We start from the raw sequence: 14,137 nt of genomic DNA, 5'->3' as shown, positions 1-14,137 counted from the left end.
TTGCTAGCAGGTTCTCATCTCATTGTATGTCATAATGTTCAGGTTGAAAAGAAATAACCGGAAGAATTGATCAATCCTTGAACAGCCGGATAAATACGTTTTAACTCAAAGATGCTAAATTTATAAGTGTAGATCAACTTTGAGGAGGAATGAACACAATGAACGTGAACCAAATTGGCGGAAGTTTGAGCAAAGAGCAAGTCGACTTTTATAACACAGAAGGCTATCTCGTAATTCCCAATTTGCTTCAGGAAGAAGATCTCGCGCAGGCCATTGAAGCGATGACGACGAAGGTCTCGGCCATTGCGGAAGAGCTTATGCAGGCAGGGCTCATTCAGGACAAATTAGAAGATCGCCCTTTTAAATATCGTTTGGCGGAATTGTTCAAAGATTTGACGGCGGAGCATTTCCTGAAATATGGGCGCAGCTGGAGAGACAGGATTCCTGGTTATTTTCACTTAATGAGCAATCCCAAAATTTTGAATGCGGTTGAATCGCTAATCGGCGGCGAGCTGTTTTCCAATCCGGTCTATAACACGCGACCCAAAATACCAAAGGTTGCCGCAGGCGCAGTACCTTGGCACCAAGATAAATCCTATTGGCCCGATGCCAATTCCAATCCCGTGATTACGGTGTGGATTCCGCTTGTTGATGCAAATGAGATTAACGGTTGTCTGCATATTAAACCGCGCACGCACCGTAAGCGCTTACTGAAGTGGCACCGGGAAGAGGATACAGGAACAGGCTACACGGCTTTGCGCGAAAGCCAATTGGGCAAAACAGAGACTGTCGTTCTACCGGTCTCCGCAGGAAGCGCAATCCTGTTTAATGACCGTTGTCTGCACATGTCAACGCCTAATTTATCCGATGAGGTGCGTTGGAGTGTAGACCTGCGCTATCAGCCTACGGATCAAGACCCGATGCCGGGGCATGGAGCGGGATTCCTGGCGAGAAGTTACCAATATCCTGATCGCGTTGCGAACTTGGAGGATTGGCTGGAGAATCGGATGGAGCATATCCCCGTCACACCGGCTTAATCTGTTGGGCGGGATCGATTTTATCTGGGGATTTTTGGTCGATTTTTAAGTGATGCTGTCCCTAAAATAAGGAGTTGGCTCTTGCTGAGCCGCTCCTTTTTGTGCATTCGACATTATCCATGAAATGGAAAATCACTTTTTACCCTTTTATGGAAAGGAAAATGCTTAAGAACATAGAATTGTTACTAAAAACACATGCGTTATTGATAGGGTGAGGACTAACAACATGGATAATAGGGTAGAGAGTAAACCAATACCGACAAATTGGATGCAGCAAATTAACCAACTATTCGACCTTTGCTTTCACCATACAAATGCCAGCATTGCAGTTATTGATCTTCAAAATCATATTTTGCAGGTGAACAAAGCGTATGAAGAGATGTATGGCTGGACGAATGATGAGGTTTTTGAAAAGTGTTTAAAGACGGTTCCCTCATACGAAGTTGACCGAGTAACAAATATCCATTCCCGTGTGATTTATCATGACCAGGCTGAATGTTATGAGACGCATAAACTTCGCAAAAATGGCGATTCTTTTTTTGCCAGCATGACCATATCCCCACTGAAGGATAGCGAAGGCCGCATTTTTGCGCTAGTGGAAGTAGCAAGAGACATTTCCAGTCGTAAAATGGAAGCTGTGAAGCTGAAAGAAAGCGAAGAACGCTATCGCAATTTGGTCGAACACTCACCGGAGCCGATTATTGTATACACGGAATCTGTTATCGTCTATGCAAACCCTGCCGCATTAAAGCTCGTAGGTGCAGAAAGTGAACATCAGGTGCGAGGGAAGTTAGCCATAGCATTTATTCATCCGGATGAAAGAGACGAGCTTCAAGCGCAGGTGGAGGATTTACTGAAAACCAAGAAGCCTACGGATATTATTGAAAAGAAGTTGGTCAGGCTGGACAACCAACTGATTAATGTCGAAATCAGAGCCGTTCCGGTTGAGTATTTGGGCAAACCATCGGTTCAATTACTGTGTAGAGATACGACGCATAAAAAAGTGATGGAAAGCATCGTTCGCGAACGGGATGAAGAGTATAGGCGCATGATTAAATTGCTCCCTGAGCCAATCGTTGTGCATCAGGAAGGCATCATTTGTTATATCAATGATATCGGATTGAAGCTGTTAGGGGCAGTAAAGCAGAATGAAGTTATAGGTAAAAGCGTACTTGAGTTCATACATCCCGATTTTCATGAGATTTTTAAAGAGAGAGTCAAGTCCGTTGAGTTCGTCGATCAATATATCCCATTTATTGAACTGAATCTGTTAGGTCTGCACGGAGATCGCATTGCCATTGAGGCTTCATCTGTCGTGCTTCATAAATATTTGGAACGTCCTGTTATCCAGACGGTGCTAAGAGATATCACCGAACGCAAGACGGCGGAGGAGATGCTGCTCCAATCGGAAAAACTCTCCGTAGTCGGACAATTGGCGGCAGGAATCGCGCATGAAATTCGAAATCCCTTAACCTCGCTTGTAGGGTTCTTAAAGCTTATCAAGTGTGCTCCTGCCCAAAAAATCGTCGAGTACACAGATATCATGTTGGTAGAATTAAATCGAATCAACAGCATTGTAAACGAATTCATGCTTATTTCGAAGCCGCAAAGAAGCCGATTTGAAGATAAAAATATTTGCGAGATTATTGAAAACGTGGTCTCTCTGCTCCAGCCCCAGGCGCTCCTGCATAATGTTGAGATTGATTTTAATAGGATGAACGGCGGCGAACATATGGTTAAAAGCGATGAAGGCCAGTTGAAACAGGTCTTTATCAATTTGTTGAAAAATTCCGTGGAAGCCATGCCAGGCGGTGGAATGATACATATCGCTATTCAACGTTTAGGAAATAAGAAGATGTTGATCAAGCTCAAAGATAATGGGATTGGGATCGCTGAGGAGCTCATACCTAGACTGGGTGACCCCTTTTTTACGACAAAAGAAGAAGGAACTGGGCTTGGACTCATGGTTTGTTATCGGATTATTGAAGCGCACCATGGGAGCATGCGGATTCAAAGCAAACTGGGAGTAGGCACAGTCATCGATATTGAACTCCCTTTTGTGCTATAAAAAGTGGGCTTTCAACGTCTTTTTCATTCTGAAATAAAATTTCACAAATTCTTCAAAGCATGTCGACAAAGTTTTACAAACTTCTGCGGAATCATGATTTATAATAAAGACACTAACGATACTGAACAGAATTGGTGTGAACTGTTGAGATGGAACTATTGTTGCAGAAAATTGAAGCATTACGCATGAAGATGATAGAGGAAGCCGAGCGTCACGGCTGTTTTACCCATGAAAAGGTCGTTGCGATTAGCCAACAATTGGATGAATATATTATCCGATATTACGTGCTGAAATAACCAATCGGCAGGTTGACGATTAGACATCGTGGTGATAATATGGGATTAATCCAAGTGATTAACTTGGTTTAAGTGAAGCAGTTTGACCGACCGTAGAAAACGGAGGCGATCCTTTGATGGATTGCCCTTTTTTTTTTAATACCAACAGACAGGGAGATGTGGATATGAGTATTGGACAAAGACGTCTTGGACGAACAGGCTTGCGCGTTTCAGAGGTAAGTCTGGGCACGATGGCTTTCGGCAGATGGATCGGGGAGAAGGAGTCTGCCGAAGTGCTGGATACGGCGCTTGATGCGGGAATTACCCTGATTGATACAGCCGATGTGTATGGCTCCGGGATGGACAAGGATAACCCGCTTGAAACCGGCGAGTCCGAAACGATTCTCGGCAACTTGCTTGGCGCTCGCCGCCACGAAATCGTGCTTGCGACCAAGGTTCACGGACGTGTCGGACTGGGCCCGAATGATGCTGGTCAAAGCCGATACCATATTTACCGTGCTGTTGAGAATAGTCTTAAACGATTGAAAACCGATTATATCGACTTGTACCAAGTACATAGATTCGACGAGCAAACACCGCTGGAAGAAACGCTGCGCGCTCTGGACGACCTTGTTCGTCAAGGAAAAGTTCGCTACATCGGCGCATCGAACTATGCGGCGTGGCAGATCGCCAAAGCGCATGGCATCTCTGCGCTGCAGCGGCTTGAACGCTTCGAGAGCGTTCAGCCGGAATACAGCCTGATTGCCCGAGGAATCGAGCAGGAGCTGCTGCCGTTCGCCATCTCGGAAGGCGTAGGCGTTATCGTGTACAGCCCGCTGGGACGCGGCCTTTTGACGGGGAAATACGCCTACGGCCAGCAACCGCCAGCAGGAACTCGTGGCGCTGCCAATGAGAAACGGCTGCAAGTGCTGCTGGAGCAAGAGCGGCATTTCCACATTGTGGAGCAGTTGAAACCAATCGCTGCGCGTAAGGGTTGGACACTTGCTCAGCTAGCGCTGAGCTGGGTTCTGAGTACGCAGGGAGTCACATCGGCGATTCTGGGAGTGTCCAAACCGCATCACATCACGGATATTTTGGCAACGGTTGCTGAGAAGTTGACTTCGGAGGAACTGAAAGAGCTCGATGCGGTGACGAGAAACCCCCAAGCGAATCTAGTTAGGAATTAAGACAGTGAATAGAGGGCTGCTCCAGGAAGATGATCTTCTGAGGGGTGGCCCTTTTTGTGCTGACTCTAGGAATAACACAAGTGGACCTAAAAAAAACGCTACAGAGATAGGAAAATTTTAACTATAATGAACATTGTTAAGCGCTTACACGGAAATAAACGTTAGTATTCGAACATGAAGGGAGGTCATCTAGGCCAACAGCACGAAAGATTCCGTTCACTTTCAGCACGCCTCACGCCTGTTTATCTGATGAACCGCATTGCGTACTGCTTCGAACACAGAACACAAAAGTTAATCATTAACTAGGAGGATTATTATGCGAAAAAAGATCCTAAAACCCATTCATTACTTAGTCATGCTTTCCTTACTGTTGTCGACCGCACTCATTTTCAGCAATGTTACGTCGGTAACAGCCGCATCCATTGCGATCACCAATCCTGGCTTCGAAAGCGATGCAACAGGATGGACGAAAGTCGGCTCGGCTGCAATCTCAACGAGCGATCATCACTCGGGTACTCGTTCGGCCAAATCCACAGCTAACGGTGGCGGTTATAAGCAAACCATATCCGGTCTTACAGCAAACACCGACTATACGCTGAAAGCCTGGATTCTCGGCCAAGGCGTGATTGGCGCTAATACCTTTGGCGGCAGTGAAGTTACGGTTGGCGGCAATACCTCAACTTGGACGCAATTTACCGTCAACTTTACGACAGGTGCGACGAATACCAGCGCCGTCATTTTCACTAGAAGCACGGGATCTTCCGATGTACGCTTTGATGATTTTACCCTTGACAGCGGCACTAGCTCGACGCCAACGCCTACCGCAACGCCAACAACGACTCCAACACCAACGCCACCTACAACTCCAACACTTCCATCTGATGTCCTATACTTGAAAAATTGGAAAATCACTTTGCCGATTCCGAAGCAATCCGGCTCGACTAGTCCACTTGAAGTTTTACAACCAGCGTTAAATTCGTATTCCATCGACCCTTGGTTTAAAGTTGTGCACGATGCGGATGGCTATGCCGTTCAATTTCGCGCAAACCATGGTGCTGTGTCAACATCAGGGTCCAGCAATCCTAGAAGTGAGCTGCGCGAGATGAAGGATAACTATACGACTGGAGACTCCAGTAATCAGATGTCTTGGGGCAGTAATGACGGGAAAACACATACGATGTACATTAAGCAAAAAGTGACGCATCTGACAACGGTGAAACCGCAAACGGTCGTTGGCCAAATTCATGATGCCAATGATGATGTGACTGTCTTCCGTGTCGAAGGCAATAATCCTGGCGGCGTTTCCACGACGGCCAAAATTTACATTACAGACGGGGACAATACGCATGGTTATTTGCTCGACAGCAACTACACGCTGGGAACTTTATTTACGGTTAAAATCATTGTAGCCAATGGCGTTATTTCCTATGAATACAATGGTCAAACTGTGCCATACACGCAAACGAAAAATGTAACAGGCTGTTTCTTCAAAATTGGCAACTATACGCAATCCAATGATTCAACTGCCCCTGGCGAAAGTCCGGATGCCTATGCCGAGAACTGGGTGTACGACTATTCGGTCACACATCAATAAGCTGTTACTGGTCCGGCGTGTCTTTGAAAAGGGTAGCGCAAAATTGACTAAGACTCATGCCCGTTTTTCGCTTAAAAATTTTCCCGAATGCATGGATATTCGTGTAGCCGACCTCATTTGCGATTTCGCCAAAGGATTGCCCGGATTGGAGCGCCAGTTCCTTGGCCTTCTCCAATCGGACCCAGACCAAATATTGCATGGGTGACATGCCGAATGCCGTGCGGAATTGCGTAATGATGTAGTTCCGGCTCCAGCCTGTCAGCTTCTCCAGATCTTGATGCGTAAATCCGGCCTGCAAGTGGTTGGAGATATAGTTGCGTATCAGAATGAGCTTCGCTTTGTTAGCATCTTCTTTTTTCGAAGGGCTGACAGCGAGCTCTTTTTTTTGTCTGGATATCTGAAGCAAAATCTGTGTCAGCAGACTTTGACAGAGGAAGTGGTCCGTTACCTCCGGCATCCGGTAATGATGTACAAGCTCAGTGAGCTTATGCTCGATAGTGTGATTTTGGTAATTCCCCATATAATGAGGGCCGATTTCATTGGAGTTATCCAGGATTTGTTGGACGGGGAAACCGGATTCGCCGAAATGGAAAACAAGCGAGATGCAGACATAAGGCTCGTTCGGGCGGGTAGTGACGTAGTGGGGCTCGTTTGGTCTGTGAAAGATCAAATCTCCGCGTTCCGTCACATAATCATGCCCGCTAATATGATAATCTGCGACTCCTTCAACGACATACTGAAGTTGATATTGCTTCAATGAGCGTGGTTTCAATTTCCAACCGTTAGGGGCATGGAACATATGAGCAAGCGTAATATACGGCGGGAAATAATACTGTTTTAACTGTTCGAGCGTTTCGCTTGGCTCCATAAAATAAAGCTTAGTCGTCATCGTTCGCCTCCGCATGATCCGTCCGAGTGCCTATTTCCATTATACAAATTTATGGGAATCTGCCATAGTGTGATTTTGGTAACCATTTTGTTACTTTGGGATAAATACTTCCGTAGGGCGGGTCTGTACAATGAAAGCATAATCATCAAGAAGAAGGAGGCGCTCAGATGTCTTCAGCTAATGGAAGAAGAGATTACAGCCTTACAGGCAAGGAGAACCAGCGAGCGCAAGATAGGGGCCTTGTGACCACTGAATGGTACACATCTCCTATTCCTCGTCAGAGGATGAAGGAGTTAATGAAGCGTAAAGACGGGCCGGCCATACGGGATACCCTTATTTTATTCGCGCTTCTCATAGGCACTGGCATCCTTGCGTATTATTCGTGGGGAACGTGGTGGGCTGTTCCAGCATTTTTTATCTATGGCACCTTGTACGCCTCCCCGGGAGATTCACGTTGGCATGAGTGCGGGCATGGGACGGCTTTTAAAACACCTTGGATGAATGAAGTGGTGTATCAGATTGCGTCCTTCATGGTGCTGCGGTCTGCAACACCTTGGCGCTGGAGCCACACGCGACATCATAGCGATACGTATATAGTGGGGCGTGATCCTGAGATTTTTATGGAAAGACCACCGATTTGGCGCATTCTTGTTATGGAGATTTTTCATCTGTACGGCGGACCGAAGGAAATAAAACGCTTTTTTCTACATTGTGTTGGGAAGGTGGATCGTACCGAAAATGAGTACATTCCCCTGTCAGAGCGCCCTAAAGCATATCTGGAAGCACGCATATACCTGCTTATTTTAGCCACTGTTATCGGACTTGCGATTTATCATATGAGTTTCTTGCCGCTAATGTTTATCGGCCTGCCGACGTTCTACGGTACCTTGTTAATGCTGTTATTTGGATTATCGCAGCATTTGGGACTGCATGAAGATGTCTTGGATCATCGTTTGAATACCCGCACGGTATATCTGAATCCCGTGTTTAGATTTCTCTACTGGAATATGAATTATCACGTTGAGCATCATATGTTTCCGATGGTGCCTTATCATGCGCTTCCTGCGCTTCATAAAGAAATGCAGGGAGATTGTCCGAAGCCGTGCAGCAGTCTGGGCGCAGCGTTGAAAGAAGTCATGATCGCGCTCATCAAACAGGGCAAAGATCCATCGTTTACGATTGTTAAGCCGCTGCCCAGCACGGCGCGCCCTTATTATTATGGGCCGGCGACAACGCCAGACCCTACAGAATCGAAAAGATCAGACACAAAACCTGCAATAACTGGAGGAATGACACATGGCGCCTGAGGAGTGGATTGAAGCGTGCAGAGCGGACGAAATTGAACAGGAAGACGTGATCCGCTTTGATTATAGCGAGCGTTCCTTCGCGATATACCGAACGGATCGTAATGACTACTATGCGACGGATGGGTTTTGTACCCATGGGAAGTTTCATCTGTCAGAGGGGCTTGTCATGGGTAACATCATCGAATGTCCGAAGCATAACGGGAGATTCGATGTGATTACCGGGCAAGCGAAGAGGGCGCCGGTATGTATTGATCTGAAAACGTATCCCGTAAAAGTAGAAGCGGGGAAAGTTTTCATTAGGCTCTGAGAGAGTAAGGGAGCATCGGGTTTCGGGAGGAGAATGCGTGTGAAGGACAGGAATGCAGCGAAGGTTCAAACAGGAACATATAAAGGGCACCTCTCTTTTGTCATAGAAAATGAGCAGCTCAAAGTAGAACTCATCCCGCAGCTCGGAGGGAAGCTGGTCTCCATGATGTATAAGCCAACAGGAAAAGAGTGGCTGCTTGATTCAGGTACGCGTCCTCTCAAGCAGCCGGAGTTTGGCTCAACCTTTACGGATTGGGACATGAGCGGGTGGGACGAGTGTTTTCCAACCATTATTGCCTGTCCTGCGGGCGTAGATGAACCTATTCTCCTGCCGGATCATGGAGAGCTTTGGTCGCTTCCAGGGAGCTGTCAGATCGAAGAGGGGACGGTTAACTGTATCATTGAGAGTCCGCAGTTGCCCTACCGTTTTTCAAGACGAATATCAATGGCGGACAGAGACAAGGTCAAGCTGGCGTATCGTGTGGTGAATGAGGGAAATAAACCGCTCCCCTTCCTGTGGGTCCCGCATCCTCAGTTTGCGATTACAGAGCGGACACGCCTGCTTCTTCCAGACTCTATGGAGCGTATGTTGTGTGTTTTTGGAGGTAACAAACTTACAGCTGGCAGTTCCTATTCCTGGGAGGAGGTTTCAATGCTTACGCCCGAGGCAACTAGAGATGCGCGCAAGTTTTACTACGAAGGGAAAGTAACTTCTGGATGGTCAGGTTTGTATGAGGAAGTAAACGGTAATTATTTCATTATGTCTGTATCGGCCGACCAAGTTCCCTATCTCGGCATTTGGATCGACGAAGGGATGATAAATGATCGTGTGACGTGTGCCTTGGAGCCAAGCATCGGCTATTATGATTCACTGGAGAAAGCGATAAGTAATGGAACCGCACAGGTCATTCCGGCAAAAGGTTGTTTCGAATGGGAAATGGAGCTTTCTCTCGGTGTCGGTGAGTGGTTAAAGGCAGTTCAACCGTAGATTTATGGACAAAATGCCTACAGAAGGAGCAGGTGTAAGTGTGGATACAACTTTGTTGCGCGAAGCTGTATACTTCACTGGGCTTGTCTCATATAATGGAAATAGATGGAATGGGCGTTTGGACTGCCTATTTATAAGTTTGTGAAAGCGTTTCCCCTATGCGAAAAATGATGAATGTTCCACGGATGTTCGAACGACGAAAGTGACATTTCAATTTTGGGAGGAATACGAAGATGACAGGAAACAGAGCGGTCGTTTATAACAAACCAGGCAGTGTAGAAATCCGGGATACGGCTTTTCCGGATCTTATTTTACGAGATGGTCCAGGCGTGAATCCGTTAAACGTTGGACGTAAATGTGAGCATGGCGTCATTCTTAAAGTTGTTACGACGAACATTTGCGGCAGCGACCAGCACATGGTCAGGGGCAGAACGACGGCGCCGTCGGGGCTTATTTTGGGACATGAAATCACGGGTGAAGTCATTGAGGTTGGTCGGGATGTGGAATTTATCCAAAAAGGGGACCTGGTCTCCGTTCCGTTCAATATTGCCTGTGGACGCTGCCGCAATTGCAAAGAGCGCCATACGAATGTATGTCTGAATGTGAATCCGGATCGTCCAGGCTCAGCTTACGGCTATGTGGATATGGGCGGTTGGGTAGGCGGTCAGTCCGAATACGTCATGGTGCCCTACGCAGATTTTCAACTGCTGAAATTTCCAGACAAAGCGCAAGCGATGGAAAAAATTTTGGATCTAACGATGTTATCCGATATTTTCCCAACGGGCTACCATGGTGCAGTTAGCGCCGGTGTCCGTCCTGGCTCGACCGTATACGTTGCCGGTGCGGGTCCTGTCGGTTTGGCGGCAGCGCATTCCGCACAACTGCTGGGCGCAGCGGTCGTTATTGTCGGCGATTTAAACGCCGAGCGGTTAGCTCAAGCGAAAAGCTTCGGCTGCGAGACCGTCAATTTGCGTGAGCATGCCAATTTGGCCGAGCAGATCGAGCAAATCTTGGGCACGCCGGAAGTGGATTGCGCAATTGACTGCGTCGGCTTCGAAGCTCACGGACATGGCAAGGCGCATGGCGAGGCGCCTGCGACTGTGCTCAACTCCATCATGGAGGTTACGCGTGCGGGCGGCAGTCTGGGTATTCCGGGGCTGTATGTGACAGGCGATCCTGGCGCTGTGGATGAGGACTCCAAGATCGGCACACTGAAAATTCGGTTCGGGCTCGGCTGGGCCAAATCGCATACGTTTGTCACCGGCCAAACGCCGGTCATGAAATATCATCGTGACTTGATGATGGCGATCCTCAGCGGCAGAGCGCAAATTGCAAAAGCGGTGAACGCGACGAAAATCTCTTTAGAGGAAGCGCCTAGCGCGTATCAGGAATTCGATCGCGGTGTTTCACGGAAATTCGTGATTGATCCGCATGGGCTTGTGAGATAGATAGTTTTGGTTAAGACATCCTCAGTCGTTGGACTGGGGATGTCTTTTTGGGCTGCGGAAAAGCAGGCAGGTTTAAACAGGCCAACATCGAAGTATTTAAGAGATGAAATTGCATTCTATAGACTACGGAGGAAAGCAAATGAATACATTAAAAGAACCGCTGACGAATAAAGGCCGCAACGTGAGGAGCATCCTCGAAGTCGTCGATATCTATACGGGTGAGCGCACGCAGCTGGCTTATTACGATTACCTGATTGAGGCTCCGAATTGGACGAGTGACGGTAATCGGCTTATTTATAATAGTTTGGGCCGCCTCTATTCTTTTGATATTTTGGAAAGTGAAAGCACGTTAATCGATTCGGGATACATTGATCATTGTAATAACGATCACGTGCTATCGCCCGATCAAACGCAAATTGCCGTAAGTCATCATACGCAGGAAGACGGCCAGTCTCGCATTTACATCGTACCGCTGGAGGAAGGACATCCGGTTCTCGTTACCCCTATGGCGCCGAGTTATTTGCACGGGTGGTCACCAGACGGAAGTGAGCTAGCCTACTGTGCAGAACGGAACGGACAATATGACATTTATACAATCCCTGCTGCCGGTGGTGTGGAGAAACAGCTGACGGATAGTCCGGGTCTGAATGACGGTCCTGAATATTCGCCGGACGGCAAGCATATCTGGTTTAATTCCGTGCGATCGGGTCTGATGCAAGTATGGCGCATGAATGTAGATGGCAGCGAGCAGACGCAGATGACGTTTGATGAAAGTAACAACTGGTTTCCGCATGTGTCCCCCGACGGCGAACTTGTTGCGTATATTGCTTACAAAAAAGGCGATGTTGAACCCGGCGACCATCCCCCGAACAAGCAGGTGGAAATACGCTTGATGCCAAGCGGTGGCGGCGAAGCCAGAACACTGGTGCAACTGTTTGGAGGACAAGGCACGATTAATGTCAACTCATGGTCACCAGATAGCAGCAAGCTGGCGTTTGTCAGCTATTCATTGATTACACCCGACGACGCTGGAAAATAAATGTTGAAGCATTTGAAATCCTGTAGTAATATCAAATTAAGCGCTTAACCTCGATGAGGATTAAGTGCTTAAAACAGGAGAGATTAAGCGCTTAATCCCTCGGGATAGCAAAGGAGATCGAGATACCCATGAGCACAATCCGTTTAACGATGGCACAGGCTTTGCTTCGATTCTTGGACAGTCAGTACATATCGGTTGATGGTAGAGAACAGAAGTTTGTTGAAGGTGTTTTCGGTATATTTGGACATGGCAATGTGACGGGCATCGGTGAAGCGTTGGAACGAAGCGCGGGCAGCCTTACTTATCGGCAAGGTAAAAATGAGCAAGGCATGGTGCATTCTGCAATCGCTTTCGCCAAACAGCGGAATCGGCAGCAAATCTATGCCTGCACCAGCTCGATCGGCCCGGGTGCATTGAATATGGTCACAGCCGCAGCAACAGCGACGGTTAACCGTATTCCGGTACTGCTGCTGCCGGGAGACAATTTTGCCTCCAGACAGCCGGACCCCGTGCTGCAGCAATTGGAATCTATTCAGGATTACACGATATCGGCTACGGATGCTTTCAAAACGGTAAGCAAATATTGGGACCGGATCGTCAGACCGGAACAATTGATGGCAGCTGCCGTTCAGGCTATCCGTGTTTTAACGGATCCGGCTGAGACCGGAGCAGTAACTTTGGCTCTGCCACAGGATGTACAGGCGGAGGCGTATGATTATCCTTTAGCTTTCTTTGATAAGAAAGTTCATTATATCGATCGTCGGCCAGCCGCAGAGGGCGCGATCAAACGCGCAGCGGAGCTGCTGAAGGGCAAGCGTAAGCCGCTCATCATCGCCGGCGGCGGCGTGCTGTACGCTTCCGCTTCGCAGGAGCTTGCTGCGTTCGCCGAAGCTTTCGGCATTCCCGTAGCCGAAACGCAAGCCGGCAAAAGCGCGCTGCCTTGGAACCATCCGCTGCAGGTTGGCGCAATCGGCGTCACAGGGTCGCTGGCAGCCAACCGGCTCGCGCAAGAGGCGGACGTCATTATCGGCGTCGGAACGCGATATTCCGATTTTACAACATCGTCGAAGTCGGCTTTTACCCATCCTGACGTGCAGTTCGTCAACATTAATGTCAGCGGATTTGATGCGGCGAAGTTAAATGGCGTGGGGATTACCGCAGATGCGAGAGAAGGTCTTATCGCCTTGCGGGAAGCGCTTACACAGACCGCTTATAGAACCGCATACGAAAGCGGGGAAATCGACGGGCTTAGACAGCAATGGACCGCTGAAGTTGACCGCTTGTACGCAGCTGAGCATGAGGCTGGACTGGCACAAACGCGTGCATTGGGTGTCATTAACGCGGCGATTGACCCATCCTCGGTGATCGTTTGTGCGGCAGGCAGCCTGCCGGGTGATTTGCATCGATTATGGCGGCCGGTCGAGCCCAAAACCTATCACATGGAGTATGGCTTCTCCTGTATGGGGTACGAAATTGCCGGAGCCTTCGGGGCTGCCCTGGCAGAACCTGAACGTGACGTATACGCCATGGTAGGCGACGGCAGTTACCTGATGATGCATTCCGAGATGGTCACCAGCTTGCAGGAAGGACGCAAAATTACCGTTTTGCTATTTGATAACCACGGCTTTCAATGCATTCATAATCTCCAGAGAAGCCAAGGCAGTGACGGTTTCGGTAACGAATTCCGCTACCGCACCGAAGCAACTGGCGGTTTGACAGGTGCCTACATGCCTATTGATTTTGCCGCGCATGCTCGCAGTTTGGGGGCTAAAGCTTATAAGGCAAATACGGCTGAGGAGCTTCAGACAGCGCTGCAGATGGCCAAACAGGAGAGTGTAACTACACTCATTGAAATTTCTGTTGTTCCAGGCACGAATACCGATGGGTATGAATCCTGGTGGAATGTAGGCGTACCAGAGGTTTCCGTCTCAAGCAAGGTGGTTCAAGCACACGAAAACATGAAGGCCCGCATTCAAGCGGTCACGATTATTTAGCGAGA

12 protein-coding genes are annotated in these 14,137 nt (G+C 48.2%); 11 read left to right on the top strand and 1 reads right to left on the bottom strand.

Going from position 1 to position 14,137, the window contains the following annotated elements; genetic code table 11:
* Positions 1–158: 158 nt before the first annotated feature.
* From ACKTT9_RS25735 to ACKTT9_RS25715, 5 genes are all read left to right on the top strand, one after another.
* Positions 159–1,037, top strand: coding sequence for a phytanoyl-CoA dioxygenase family protein (locus ACKTT9_RS25735; RefSeq protein ID WP_407868126.1), 879 nt, complete (start codon positions 159–161; stop codon positions 1,035–1,037).
* A gap of 226 nt (positions 1,038–1,263) precedes the next feature.
* A complete protein-coding gene (locus ACKTT9_RS25730) occupies positions 1,264–3,105 on the top strand; it encodes a PAS domain S-box protein (protein WP_407868125.1) in 1,842 nt (613 codons plus the stop codon).
* 149 nt (positions 3,106–3,254) lie between these two features.
* A complete protein-coding gene (locus ACKTT9_RS25725) occupies positions 3,255–3,401 on the top strand; it encodes an aspartyl-phosphate phosphatase Spo0E family protein (RefSeq protein ID WP_145657396.1) in 147 nt (48 codons plus the stop codon).
* Positions 3,402–3,565: 164 nt separating this feature from the next.
* Positions 3,566–4,567 carry an aldo/keto reductase gene (locus ACKTT9_RS25720; RefSeq protein ID WP_407868124.1) on the top strand — a complete coding sequence of 334 codons (1,002 nt, stop codon included), beginning with the start codon at positions 3,566–3,568 and terminating at the stop codon, positions 4,565–4,567.
* A gap of 316 nt (positions 4,568–4,883) precedes the next feature.
* Positions 4,884–6,161, top strand: coding sequence for a polysaccharide lyase family 7 protein (locus tag ACKTT9_RS25715; RefSeq protein ID WP_407868123.1), 1,278 nt, complete (start codon positions 4,884–4,886; stop codon positions 6,159–6,161).
* Between the two features lie 4 nt (positions 6,162–6,165).
* On the opposite strand, the gene ACKTT9_RS25710 is transcribed toward ACKTT9_RS25715, so the two are convergent.
* On the bottom strand, positions 6,166–7,050 hold the full coding sequence (locus ACKTT9_RS25710; protein WP_407868122.1) for a helix-turn-helix domain-containing protein: 885 nt from the start codon (positions 7,048–7,050) through the stop codon (positions 6,166–6,168).
* Positions 7,051–7,217: 167 nt separating this feature from the next.
* Between ACKTT9_RS25710 and ACKTT9_RS25705 the strand changes: the two genes are divergently transcribed.
* The 6 genes from ACKTT9_RS25705 (at position 7,218) to iolD (ending at position 14,132) form a co-directional block, all read left to right on the top strand.
* Positions 7,218–8,357, top strand: a complete 1,140-nt coding sequence (locus ACKTT9_RS25705) for a fatty acid desaturase family protein (RefSeq protein WP_407868121.1) — start codon at positions 7,218–7,220, stop codon at positions 8,355–8,357.
* Positions 8,347–8,664, top strand: coding sequence for a MocE family 2Fe-2S type ferredoxin (locus ACKTT9_RS25700; RefSeq protein WP_407868120.1), 318 nt, complete (start codon positions 8,347–8,349; stop codon positions 8,662–8,664). The genes ACKTT9_RS25705 and ACKTT9_RS25700 overlap by 11 nt, the downstream gene beginning before the upstream one ends.
* 39 nt (positions 8,665–8,703) lie before the next feature.
* Entirely contained in the window at positions 8,704–9,651 is a 948-nt protein-coding gene (locus tag ACKTT9_RS25695) for a hypothetical protein (protein WP_407868119.1), read from the top strand.
* 233 nt (positions 9,652–9,884) lie between these two features.
* A complete protein-coding gene (gene fdhA, locus ACKTT9_RS25690) occupies positions 9,885–11,099 on the top strand; it encodes a formaldehyde dehydrogenase, glutathione-independent (protein ID WP_407868118.1) in 1,215 nt (404 codons plus the stop codon).
* A gap of 139 nt (positions 11,100–11,238) precedes the next feature.
* Positions 11,239–12,138, top strand: coding sequence for a TolB family protein (locus ACKTT9_RS25685; RefSeq protein WP_407868117.1), 900 nt, complete (start codon positions 11,239–11,241; stop codon positions 12,136–12,138).
* Positions 12,139–12,266: 128 nt separating this feature from the next.
* The gene (gene iolD / locus ACKTT9_RS25680; protein ID WP_407868116.1) at positions 12,267–14,132 is read left to right on the top strand and encodes a 3D-(3,5/4)-trihydroxycyclohexane-1,2-dione acylhydrolase (decyclizing); all 1,866 of its coding nucleotides are present in this window, start codon (positions 12,267–12,269) and stop codon (positions 14,130–14,132) included.
* Positions 14,133–14,137 lie beyond the last annotated feature (5 nt).

The organism is Paenibacillus sp. P36 (assembly GCF_045866505.1).
Lineage (GTDB): Bacteria > Bacillota > Bacilli > Paenibacillales > NBRC-103111 > Paenibacillus_E > Paenibacillus_E chondroitinus.
The sequence above is the reverse complement of the archived record's forward strand: the minus strand, read 5'-3'. Positions and strand labels throughout refer to the sequence as shown.

What these genes read in the sequence shown, in the direction of transcription:
- ACKTT9_RS25705 (WP_407868121.1), top strand. Translation starts at nt 7,218, where the DNA reads ATGTCTTCAGCTAATGGAAGAAGAGATTACAGCCTTACAGGCAAGGAG.
- ACKTT9_RS25725 (WP_145657396.1), top strand. Translation starts at nt 3,255, where the DNA reads ATGGAACTATTGTTGCAGAAAATTGAAGCATTACGCATGAAGATGATA.
- fdhA (WP_407868118.1), top strand. Translation starts at nt 9,885, where the DNA reads ATGACAGGAAACAGAGCGGTCGTTTATAACAAACCAGGCAGTGTAGAA.
- ACKTT9_RS25720 (WP_407868124.1), top strand. Translation starts at nt 3,566, where the DNA reads ATGAGTATTGGACAAAGACGTCTTGGACGAACAGGCTTGCGCGTTTCA.
- ACKTT9_RS25685 (WP_407868117.1), top strand. Translation starts at nt 11,239, where the DNA reads ATGAATACATTAAAAGAACCGCTGACGAATAAAGGCCGCAACGTGAGG.
- ACKTT9_RS25710 (WP_407868122.1), bottom strand. Translation starts at nt 7,050, where the DNA reads ATGACGACTAAGCTTTATTTTATGGAGCCAAGCGAAACGCTCGAACAG.
- ACKTT9_RS25730 (WP_407868125.1), top strand. Translation starts at nt 1,264, where the DNA reads ATGGATAATAGGGTAGAGAGTAAACCAATACCGACAAATTGGATGCAG.
- ACKTT9_RS25735 (WP_407868126.1), top strand. Translation starts at nt 159, where the DNA reads ATGAACGTGAACCAAATTGGCGGAAGTTTGAGCAAAGAGCAAGTCGAC.
- iolD (WP_407868116.1), top strand. Translation starts at nt 12,267, where the DNA reads ATGAGCACAATCCGTTTAACGATGGCACAGGCTTTGCTTCGATTCTTG.
- ACKTT9_RS25715 (WP_407868123.1), top strand. Translation starts at nt 4,884, where the DNA reads ATGCGAAAAAAGATCCTAAAACCCATTCATTACTTAGTCATGCTTTCC.
- ACKTT9_RS25700 (WP_407868120.1), top strand. Translation starts at nt 8,347, where the DNA reads ATGGCGCCTGAGGAGTGGATTGAAGCGTGCAGAGCGGACGAAATTGAA.